General features: G+C 67.5%; 10 protein-coding genes, 1 tRNA gene and 1 pseudogene. 3 read left to right on the top strand and 9 right to left on the bottom strand.

The annotated features are described in order from the left end of the window. Positions 1-132: pseudogene (locus Taqua_RS13560) on the top strand (IS481 family transposase); the annotation flags it as partial. Positions 133-169: 37 nt separating this feature from the next. Then, entirely contained in the window at positions 170-1,816 is a 1,647-nt protein-coding gene (locus Taqua_RS10535; protein WP_144326613.1) for a putative bifunctional diguanylate cyclase/phosphodiesterase, read from the top strand. Here the strand turns inward: Taqua_RS10535 and Taqua_RS10530 are convergent. The 9 genes from Taqua_RS10530 to Taqua_RS10490 form a co-directional block, all read right to left on the bottom strand. Beyond that, positions 1,800-1,875, bottom strand: a tRNA-Thr gene (locus Taqua_RS10530). The genes Taqua_RS10535 and Taqua_RS10530 overlap by 17 nt on opposite strands. A gap of 24 nt (positions 1,876-1,899) precedes the next feature. Beyond that, complete coding sequence (locus Taqua_RS10525) at positions 1,900-2,430, bottom strand: ClpXP protease specificity-enhancing factor (RefSeq protein WP_144326612.1); 531 nt, start codon at positions 2,428-2,430, stop codon at positions 1,900-1,902. Continuing rightward, a complete protein-coding gene (locus tag Taqua_RS10520) occupies positions 2,427-3,038 on the bottom strand; it encodes a glutathione S-transferase N-terminal domain-containing protein (protein WP_132961988.1) in 612 nt (203 codons plus the stop codon). The genes Taqua_RS10525 and Taqua_RS10520 overlap by 4 nt, the downstream gene beginning before the upstream one ends. A 108-nt stretch (positions 3,039-3,146) precedes the next feature. Further along, positions 3,147-3,914 carry a cytochrome c1 gene (locus tag Taqua_RS10515; protein ID WP_144326611.1) on the bottom strand — a complete coding sequence of 256 codons (768 nt, stop codon included), beginning with the start codon at positions 3,912-3,914 and terminating at the stop codon, positions 3,147-3,149. 35 nt (positions 3,915-3,949) lie between these two features. Continuing rightward, positions 3,950-5,371 (bottom strand): cytochrome b, encoded by a 1,422-nt coding sequence (locus Taqua_RS10510; RefSeq protein ID WP_144326610.1) that lies wholly within the window; start codon positions 5,369-5,371, stop codon positions 3,950-3,952. Between the two features lie 39 nt (positions 5,372-5,410). Next, complete coding sequence (petA, locus tag Taqua_RS10505) at positions 5,411-6,010, bottom strand: ubiquinol-cytochrome c reductase iron-sulfur subunit (protein WP_144326609.1); 600 nt, start codon at positions 6,008-6,010, stop codon at positions 5,411-5,413. A 120-nt stretch (positions 6,011-6,130) separates the two neighbouring features. Beyond that, complete coding sequence (gene pdxA / locus Taqua_RS10500; RefSeq protein WP_144326608.1) at positions 6,131-7,174, bottom strand: 4-hydroxythreonine-4-phosphate dehydrogenase PdxA; 1,044 nt, start codon at positions 7,172-7,174, stop codon at positions 6,131-6,133. A gap of 7 nt (positions 7,175-7,181) precedes the next feature. Next, the gene (locus Taqua_RS10495) at positions 7,182-7,973 is read right to left on the bottom strand and encodes a Nif3-like dinuclear metal center hexameric protein (protein ID WP_144326607.1); all 792 of its coding nucleotides are present in this window, start codon (positions 7,971-7,973) and stop codon (positions 7,182-7,184) included. A 52-nt stretch (positions 7,974-8,025) separates the two neighbouring features. Beyond that, on the bottom strand, positions 8,026-8,175 hold the full coding sequence (locus Taqua_RS10490; protein ID WP_144326606.1) for a DUF3149 domain-containing protein: 150 nt from the start codon (positions 8,173-8,175) through the stop codon (positions 8,026-8,028). Positions 8,176-8,300: 125 nt separating this feature from the next. Here Taqua_RS10490 and Taqua_RS10485 point away from each other — a divergent pair, with 125 nt between their 5' ends. Then, positions 8,301-9,446, top strand: coding sequence for a S1C family serine protease (locus Taqua_RS10485; RefSeq protein ID WP_144326605.1), 1,146 nt, complete (start codon positions 8,301-8,303; stop codon positions 9,444-9,446). Positions 9,447-9,472 lie beyond the last annotated feature (26 nt).

Below are 9,472 nucleotides of genomic sequence, written 5' to 3'. Positions count from 1 at the left end.
CTGTACAATCACCACATCCCCCAGAAAGCCCTGGGACATGTCCCGCCCATCGAGGCCATGAAAAGATGGTACAAAGAAAAACCGGAACTTTTCATAAAAGTGCCACGCAATCGTCCGGGACCTGACAGCTGAGTTTCACGAGCTCGAAGCCGCCGACGGCACCCCCATTATGGCCGGCCTGATCCCGCTGCGGCTGGCCATGCAGCCGTTGTACGTGGTGGCGCACAGCAGCCCCGGGCGCGGGCTGTCGCCCATCAAGCGTACGTTTCTGTGGCGCATGGCCGGGCTGCTGCTGTTGACCGCGGCGCTGGTGGTGTTCACGCGCCACCAGGTGTACGTGCTGATCGAACGCTGGATCCACCGCCTGCGCACGGCCCTCGACGCCATCGGCCAGGGGCGCTTCGAGCCGCCCTTCGCGCGGCCCTCGCCGGTGCGTGAGCTGGGGGCGGTGGAAACGGCGATCAACCAGATGGCCGACGCGCTGCGCCGCCACCGCGACGACCTGCACCACCTCACGCACCACGACCCGCTGACCGGACTGCCCAACCGCGTCTTGCTGCGCGACCGCCTGGAACACACCATCCAAAGCTGCGTGCGCCACCAGCGCTACGCCGCGTTGCTGCTGGTGGACATCGACCGCTTCAAACACATCAACGACACGTTCGGTCACGACGGGGGCGACGCCGTGCTGCGCCAAGCGGCCCAACGGCTGCGGCAAGCGGTGCGCGAACAAGACACCGTGGCCCGCCTGGGCGATGACGCCTTTGCCGTGGTGTTGGAGGATTTGCCGGCCACGGCACCGCAGGCCGCCAGCACCGCCGAACGGCTGGCGCACAAAGTGCAAACGGCGATGCTGCAACCCTACGCGTGGGATGACCAACAGCCGCCGTATTACGCCACGGCCAGCATCGGGCTGACCCTGTTCGATGGCGACAGTGCGCACGCCGACGCCGTGCTGCGCCAGGCCGAAGTGGCGCTGTTTCGCGTCAAAGAGGAAGGACGCAACGGCATTCGCTTTTTCAGCGACGAGCTGCAAGCCATCGTGCGCACCCGCGTGCACACCGAGCAGGGCTTGCGCGAGGCACTGCAACGCGGGCAGTTGGTGGCGTTTTTACAGTCCCAGTGCGACGCCGACGGCCGCGTGCTGGGGGCCGAAGTGCTGCTGCGCTGGCAACACGAGGACGGCACCATCCGCCCGCCGGGCGCCTTCATCGACGTCGCCGAAGAGACCGGGCTGATCGTGCCGATCGGCGAGTGGGTGTTGCGCGACACCTGCGCCCGCCTGCGGCGCTGGTCCAACGACCCGCGCCTGCAAGCGCTATCCCTCAGCGTCAACGTCAGCTCACGCCAGTTCCGTGAGCGCGACTTCGTCGAGCGGGTGCTGACCATCTTGGACGAAACCGGCGCCCCACCCGATCACCTGACGCTGGAAATCACCGAGAGCGTCGTGCTGGGCGAGCTGGAGGACACGGCCCAACGGTTGGCGCCGTTGCGGGCGCGTGGCGTGCAGATTTCGCTGGACGACTTCGGTACCGGCTACGCGTCGCTGGCGTACCTGACCGCGTTGCCGCTGGACGAACTCAAAATCGACCAGACCTTTGTGCGCGAGGCCGGTACGCGCGAACGCGACCGGACGGTGGTGCGCGCCATCGTCAAGCTGGCGCGTACCCTGGGGCTGCGCACGGTGGCCGAAGGCGTCGAGACCGACGACCAGCGCCGCTGGCTGCGTGACCTGGGCTGCGAACGCCTGCAAGGCTACGCGCTGGGCCGCCCGATACCCGCCGCCGAGTGGGAATCGATGGTGCCGCTTGTCTGACTCGAACAGACGACCTACCGCTTACAAGGCGGGTGCTCTACCAACTGAGCTAAAGCGGCATGCGCAGACCGCCATTGTAGCGGTCACTTGACGCGCTTGAGCGCCGGACGGCCGCCGCGCGGTGGGGACGGCGGCGGCTCATCGCCGTCGTGCGCAACGCCCCCGTCGCCGGTCTGGCCAGCGGTGGGCGCGGGCGGCTCGTCCGCGCTCGGCGTCACCACCTGCAAACGCTGCGGGCCCTTGCCGGGCGCCACCGGCGGCACCGGCCCGTCCTCCTCGTCCTCCGGGACCGGATCGGGATGCGGAAAGGCCAACCCCTGACCGTTTTCACGGGCGTAGATGCCGACCACGTTGCCGATCGGCACCACCACATCGCGCGGCACACCGCCGAAGCGCGCGCGAAACGTCACCACCTCGTTGTCGATGCGCAGGTTGGCGGTGGCGTCGTAACTGACGTTGAGGATGATTTCGCCGTTGCGCACGTACTCGCGCGGCACCTGCACCCGCGCGTCCACCGCGACGGCCATGTACGGCGTGAAGCCGTGGTCGGTGCACCATTCGTGCACCGCGCGTACCAGGTATGGGCGCAGCGAGGGCAGGTCGGCGTCCATCATTTGCGCATGACCTTTTCGGAAGGTGTCAGCGCCTCGATGAACGCCGGGCGCGAAAAGATGCGCTCGGCATACTTCAGCAACGGCGCGGCGTTCTTGTTGAGCTCGATGCCGTAGTGGTCCAGGCGCCACAGCAGCGGGGCAATCGCCACGTCCAGCATCGAAAAGTTTTCGCCCAGCATGTATTTGTTCTTCAGGAACACCGGCGCCAGTTGCGTCAGGCGCTCGCGGATATGCGCACGCGCCTTGTCGAGCTGTTTGTCGGTGGGCTTCGGGGTGCGCTGCTCCAGCACCGACACGTGGGTGAACAGTTCTTTTTCGAAGTTCAGCAGAAACAGCCGCACGCGCGCGCGGTCCACCGGGTCACCCGGCATCAGCTGCGGGTGCGGAAAGCGCTCGTCGATGTATTCGTTGATGATGTTGGATTCGTACAGGATCAGGTCGCGCTCGACCAGAATCGGCACTTGCCCGTACGGGTTCATCACCGAAATATCTTCGGGCTTGTTGTACAGATCCACGTCGCGGATCTCGAAGTCCATGCCCTTTTCGAACAACACGAAACGGCAGCGGTGCGAATACGGACAGGTCGTGCCCGAATACAAGACCATCATGGCGTTGTCGCTCCAAGTCCAAGCAAAAAACAGTGGGCGGCCGCTCGCCGGCGGCCCCACCCACTGTGGGGGTGACCCGGGCGGCGCAGCGCGCCGCTCAGATGGGGGTCACTTGACGTCTTTCCAATAGGCGGCGTTGAGGCGCCAGGCCACCACGGTGAACAGGCCAAGGAAAATCATCACCCACACGCCCAGCCGCACCCGGCTGCTCTTGACCGGCTCGCCCATCCACTCCAGGTAGGCCACCAGGTCCGCCACCGTGCGGTCATACTCCTCCGGCGTCAGCAGCCCAGGTTTGACTTGCTCCCAGCCCTTGAAGACCTCGCTCTCGTGACCGTGGCTGTCCACCTTCTCGAAAACGGGTTTGCGCTCGCCCTGCAGCTCCCACAGCGGGTGCGGCATGCCGATGTTGTGAAACACCACGTTGTTCCAGCCGGTCGGGCGGTTGGGGTCGCGGTAGTAACCGCGCAGCAGCGTGTACAGGTAGTCCGCGCCGCTGTAGCCATGACCAGCGCGCGAGCGCGCCACCAGCGACAGATCCGGCGGCTGGGCGCCGAACCATGCCTTGGCCTGCTGCGGCGAAATCGCCGCCACCATCGGATCCCCCACCTTCTCGGTGGTGAACATCAGGTTTTCCTTGATCTGCTTTTCGGTCAGGCCCAGCTCCGTCAGGCGGTTGTAGCGCACGAACGACGCCGAGTGGCAGCTCAGGCAGTAGTTGACGAAGATCTTGGCGCCGTGCTGCAGCGCCGCTTGGTCGTTGGTCAGGCGCGGCGCCTTGTCCATCGGGAAGTTGGTGCCTGCCGCGTGCACCGCGGTGTGGGCGCCCAGCAGGGCACTCAGAGCCAGCAGACCCGTTGCGATCCATCGTTTCATGGCCAATGCCTTTCTCCTCGATCGGTGGTGCCCATTCAGTGGGGCTGGAAGGTCACACGCGCGGGCACGGGCTTGAATTCGCCCAGTCGGCTCCACCACGGCATCAGCAGGAAGAAGCCAAAGTAAAACAGCGTGCCAACTTGGCTGATGCGCTCACCCACCGGCGATGGCGGCTGCACCCCCAGGTAGCCCAAGATCAGGAAGTTGATGATGAACAGACCGTAGAGCCACTTGTTCCAGTTTGGGCGGTAGCGGATCGACTTGACCGGGCTGTTGTCCAGCCAGGGCAGGAAGAACAGCACGATGACGGCGCCACCCATCACGACCACGCCCCAGAACTTGGCGTCGATGGTCAGCATCAGCGCTGCCAGCACGACCGCGCCGCCCAGCATCGCCGCCTTGCCCAACGCGCCGTAGCCGGACTTCAGCGCCCCCAGCAGCGCGCCCACCAGCACCACCGCGACCAGCACGTACATCATCTCGGTGGTGGTGGCACGCAGCATCGAGTAATACGGCGTGAAGTACCACACCGGCGCGATGTGCGGCGGCGTCACCATCGGGTCGGCCGGGATGAAGTTGTTGAACTCCAGGAAGTAGCCACCCGCTTCGGGCGCGAAAAACACCACCGCGGCAAACACCAGCAGGAACACCGACACGCCCAGGATGTCGTGGATGGTGTAGTACGGGTGGAACGGAATGCCGTCCAGCGGCTTGCCGTCCGGCCCCTTGGTGGCCTTGATCTCGATGCCATCGGGGTTGTTGGAGCCAACCTCGTGCAGCGCGATGATGTGCGCCACCACCAGCCCCAGCAGCACCAGTGGGATGGCGATGACGTGGAAGCTGAAGAAGCGGTTCAGCGTCGCGTCGGACACCACGTAGTCGCCGCGGATCCAGATCGCCAGGTCAGGCCCGATGAAGGGGATGGCCGAGAACAGGTTGACGATCACCTGCGCGCCCCAGTACGACATCTGGCCCCACGGCAGCAGGTAGCCAAAGAACGCCTCGGCCATCAGGCACAGGAAAATCGCCACCCCGAAGATCCACACCAGCTCGCGCGGCTTGCGGTACGAGCCGTAGATGAGGCCGCGCCACATGTGCAGGTAGACGACGATGAAAAACGCCGACGCCCCCGTGGAGTGCATGTAGCGGATCAACCAGCCCCAGGGGACATCGCGCATGATGTACTCGACCGAGGCGAACGCCACCGGCACCCCCGCGGCGTTGAGCGAGGCGTCGGGCTTGTAGTGCATGACGAGGAAAATGCCGGTGACGATCTGGATCACCAGCACCAGCATCGCCAGCGAACCGAAGAAATACCAGACGTTGAAGTTCTTCGGCGCGTAGTACTCCGACATGTGCTCCTTGTACATTTTCGACAACGGGAAGCGGTTGTCGATCCAGGTCAGGAGCTTTTCGGCGCGCGTGGCGTTGGGGGGAGCTTCCTTGAATTCGGCCATGGTGGTTCCCTTGTGCTAAGCGGGCGTGGCAACGGCGCGTCAGGCCTTCGGCGGATCCTCGCCGATCAGCACCACGGTGTCGGACACGTAGTGGTGCGGCGGGATTTCCAGGTTGTCCGGCGCCGGCTTGTTTTTGAACACGCGGCCGGCCATGTCGAACGTGGAGCCGTGGCAGGGGCACAGAAAGCCGCCTTGCCAGTCGTCCGGCAGCGACGGCTGCGGCCCGGGCTGCAGCTTGTCCACCGGCGAGCAGCCCAAGTGCGTGCAAATGCCCACCGCCACGAGGTATTCGGGCTTGATCGAGCGGTGACGGTTACGGGCGTAGGGTGGCGTGGGGTAGGCCTTGCGCTCGGAATTGGGGTCGGCCAGCTGCGGCTCGACCTTTTCCAGCGACGCGAGCTGCTCCGGCGTGCGGCGCATGATCCACACCGGCTTGCCGCGCCACTCGACGACGATTTTTTCGCCTGGCTGCAGCTTGGACACGTCCACCTCGACCGAGGCGCCTGCGGCTTTGGCGCGCTCCGAAGGTGCCAACGAGCTGACGAAAGGCACGAGGGTGGCGACGGTGCCGGCACCGCCCATGGCGCCCGCAGTGATGAGCCAGGTTCGGCGTTGGGGATCGACGGTGGCTTCGCTCATGAGGGAAGACTCTCCGGGTGGGGATGACAAAGCCGCCAACCGCACGGGACCGCGCCAGCGCAGCGCCGTCCCAGCCTGCTGATGGCAGACTATCCGACATTGTAAAGGAACGGCTGGCGATTACCCTGACGGGCGCACCTCCTCGGTGACGGGTGTGGCCGCCCGCAGCGCGGCGCGTATGGCGGCTTCCAGGCTGGACGGGTCGGCCACGCCACGGCCGGCGATTTCGAACGCCGTGCCGTGGTCGGGGCTGGTGCGCACGAACGGCAGCCCCAGTGTCGTGTTGACGCCGCCTTCCCAGCCCAGGTACTTGACCGGGATCAAACCCTGGTCGTGGTACATGGCGACGACGACGTCAAACTCGCCGCGGCGCGCGCGCATGAAGACGGTGTCGGGCGGGTACGGGCCGCTGACCTCCCAACCCCGTGCCTGCGCACGGGCCACGGCCGGGGCGATGATGTCGAGCTCCTCGCGGCCGAACAAGCCACCTTCGCCGGCGTGCGGGTTGAGCCCGGCCACGGCGATGCGGCAACGCGGCCAGCGCAGCACCTCGGCAAAGTGGCGCTGCACCACCGCCAGCGTCTCGTCCAGACGCGCGGGCGTCAGCAGCTCGATGGCCTGCCGCAGCGGCACGTGGATGCTGACCAGCACCGTGCGCAGCTCGGCGTTGTGCAGCATCATGCGCACGGGCAGCTGCTCAGGCGCCAAGCCCAGGTGGCGCGCCGCCAGCGCCTGCAGCAGCTCGGTGTGGCCGGGCACATCGAGGCCAGCCGCGGCCAAGGCCGCCTTGTTCAGCGGTGCGGTGACCACGGCGCTGACCTCACCGCGCAGCGCCGCTTCGGCCGCCAGCGTCACGGCGTCGGCGGCGGCGCGGCCGGCCGCCGCGCTCACCTGCCCCCAGGCTGGCAGCGCCGCCAACGTCACCGCCGGCCACAGCGGCACCACCCCCGGCGGCACGTGCGCGGCGTCGGCCGGTCCGTCCAGCTCGGCGATCGGCAGCAGGCCGCCCGTGACGGCCGCGGCGCGCCGCAGCACCGCCAGGTCGCCGATGACGACGCAGCGCGACGACCACGACGGCTGGCGACGAAACACCTGGGTGATGAGCTCCGGGCCGATGCCGGCGGCGTCGCCCATCGTGATGGCGATCGGGGCGGAAGGTGGCATCGGACGCTCAGGCTGGGTTGTCGATGTCGATGAAGCGGTGCGCCAACCCATAGCGCTCGGCCAGCCACGCGCCCAGTGCGGGCGCGCCGTAGCGCTCGGTGGCGTGGTGGCCGCAAGCGTAAAACGCCACGCCGGTTTCGCGCGCCAGGTGGGCTTGCGGCTCCGAGATCTCGCCGGTGATGAACGCGTCCACCCCGGCGGCCAGCGCGGCTTCGAAATACCCTTGCGCGCCACCGCTGCACCAGGCCACGCGCACGATCGGCCGCCCGTCACCCGGCACCCACACCGGCGAGCGTCCCAGCACACGCTCGAGGTGCGCCGCCAGCGCAGCCGCGTCGGCCACGGGGCTGCGGCCCAGAAACACGAGCTGCTGTTCACCGCAGCGCTGCCACGTCTCACCCTCCGGCACGAACCCGAGTCGCTGCGCCAGTTGCGCGTTGTTGCCCAGCTGCGGGTGGGCGTCCAGCGGCAAGTGGTACGCCAGCAGGCTGATGTCGTGCACCAGTAGCCGCTGCAACCGCGTCTTGAGCCAACCGGTCACCGTGCCACGCTGGCCGCGCCAGAAAAGGCCGTGATGCACGACGATGGCGTCGGCGCCGTCCTCGATGGCCGCCTCGATCAGGGCCAGGCTGGCGGTGACACCGCTGACGACGCGGCGCACGGTGGGACGGCCCTGCACCTGCAGGCCGTTGGGGCCGTAGTCCTGAAACCGGGCGGGCTCCAGCAGCCCGTCCAGCGCGGCGACCATGTCGCCCAGCGCGACCTCGCCACGCGGGGTGTCAGCATCGGTGGTGCTCATGCGCGCATTGTCGCATCCACACCACGCTGCCGCGCGGCGCGCGACCGTGCCGTCAGCCGCCGCGGCGCGCTTCGCGCTCGGACTCGGCGATCTTGCGCGCGAAGAAGCGCGAGAACCACCACCCCATGACGATGATGAAGACGATCACCCCCAGGCTCATGAGGCCGTAATCGGTCGAAAAAAGATCGACAATCGCTTTCATGTGTCGTGCTCCACGATGCCTTCGTTGTGCATCGCCGGTCATTGGAACCCGAAACGCACGGCAGCGAATTGACCCACGTCAACCCTACCGGCGCTGGGGTTGATGACGGCCAAAAGGGGTGAGCGATGCGACGATGGTGGTTGGTGTTTGCGCAAACGGTGACGGTGCTGCTGGCGGCGTGGTTCGTGGTGGCGACGCTGCGGCCGCAGTGGTTGGCCCGGCCCGGGGCGTTGGTGCGCAGCATCCCGGTGCTGGAAACGGCCGACCCCGCGCGCAGCCCGGTGGTCGAAGCCACCAGCCTGGCCCACGCCGCCCGCGCCGCTGCGCCGGCGGTGGTCAGCATCTCCACCTCCGTGCGCATGGCCAACCCCCACGCCGACGAGCCATGGTGGCGCGATTTTTTTGGCGACCGCGGTGAGGCCGAGCCACCCAACGGCCTGGGCTCGGGTGTCATCGTCAGCCCGGCCGGCTACATCCTGACCAACAACCACGTCGTCGAAGGCGCCGACGAAATCGTCGTGCAGCTCAGCGACGGCCGCCAAACCACCGCGCAGGTCATCGGCACCGACCCCGACACCGACCTGGCGGTGCTGCGCGTGACGCTGGCCGACTTGCCCACCATCGTGCTGGGGCGCAGCGACACGCTGCAGGTGGGCGACCGCGTGCTGGCCATCGGCAACCCGTTTGGCGTGGGGCAAACCGTCACCGCCGGCATCGTCAGCGCACTGGGGCGCAGCCAGCTGGGGCTCAACACGTTCGAAAATTTCATCCAGACCGACGCCGCCATCAACCCCGGCAACTCGGGTGGTGCCCTGGTGGACGCCGAAGGGCGGCTGGTCGGCATCAACACGGCGATCTTTTCGCGCTCGGGAGGCTCGATGGGCATTGGCTTTGCGATCCCGATCGACACCGCCCGCGGGGTCATGGAGGCCATCGTGCGCGACGGCAGCGTGACGCGTGGCTGGATCGGGGTGGAGCCGCGCCCGCTGGAGCCGCAGTGGGCCGAGCATCTGGGCTTGCCCGAGGGGGTGCGCGGCGTCGTCGTTGGCGGGGTGCTGCAAGACGGCCCCGCGGCGCGCGCGGGCGTGGAGCCGGGCGACGTCATCACCCGCGTCGGCGAGCGCGCCGTGGCCGACGTACCGGCGCTGCTGGCCACCGTGGCGGCGCTACCACCCGGCGAGCCCACCACGCTGACGCTGTGGCGCCAAGGCCGCGAAATCAAACTGCGTGTGGTGCCCGGTCGGCGCCCCGCCGCGCGGGACATGCGTTAGGACGAGGCACCACCCGGTGTCGCCGC

This window comes from Tepidimonas aquatica, assembly GCF_007556585.1.
GTDB classification, from domain to species: Bacteria; Pseudomonadota; Gammaproteobacteria; order Burkholderiales; family Burkholderiaceae_C; genus Tepidimonas; species Tepidimonas aquatica.
This window is presented reverse-complemented; position numbering and strand designations above follow the sequence as displayed.

Coding starts and splice junctions, on each gene's coding strand:
- petA (WP_144326609.1), bottom strand. CDS start 6,010: ATGAGCGAAGCCACCGTCGATCCCCAACGCCGAACCTGGCTCATCACT.
- Taqua_RS10535 (WP_144326613.1), top strand. CDS start 170: ATGGCCGGCCTGATCCCGCTGCGGCTGGCCATGCAGCCGTTGTACGTG.
- Taqua_RS10490 (WP_144326606.1), bottom strand. CDS start 8,175: ATGAAAGCGATTGTCGATCTTTTTTCGACCGATTACGGCCTCATGAGC.
- Taqua_RS10525 (WP_144326612.1), bottom strand. CDS start 2,430: ATGATGGACGCCGACCTGCCCTCGCTGCGCCCATACCTGGTACGCGCG.
- Taqua_RS10495 (WP_144326607.1), bottom strand. CDS start 7,973: ATGAGCACCACCGATGCTGACACCCCGCGTGGCGAGGTCGCGCTGGGC.
- Taqua_RS10515 (WP_144326611.1), bottom strand. CDS start 3,914: ATGAAACGATGGATCGCAACGGGTCTGCTGGCTCTGAGTGCCCTGCTG.
- Taqua_RS10510 (WP_144326610.1), bottom strand. CDS start 5,371: ATGGCCGAATTCAAGGAAGCTCCCCCCAACGCCACGCGCGCCGAAAAG.
- pdxA (WP_144326608.1), bottom strand. CDS start 7,174: ATGCCACCTTCCGCCCCGATCGCCATCACGATGGGCGACGCCGCCGGC.
- Taqua_RS10485 (WP_144326605.1), top strand. CDS start 8,301: ATGCGACGATGGTGGTTGGTGTTTGCGCAAACGGTGACGGTGCTGCTG.
- Taqua_RS10520 (WP_132961988.1), bottom strand. CDS start 3,038: ATGATGGTCTTGTATTCGGGCACGACCTGTCCGTATTCGCACCGCTGC.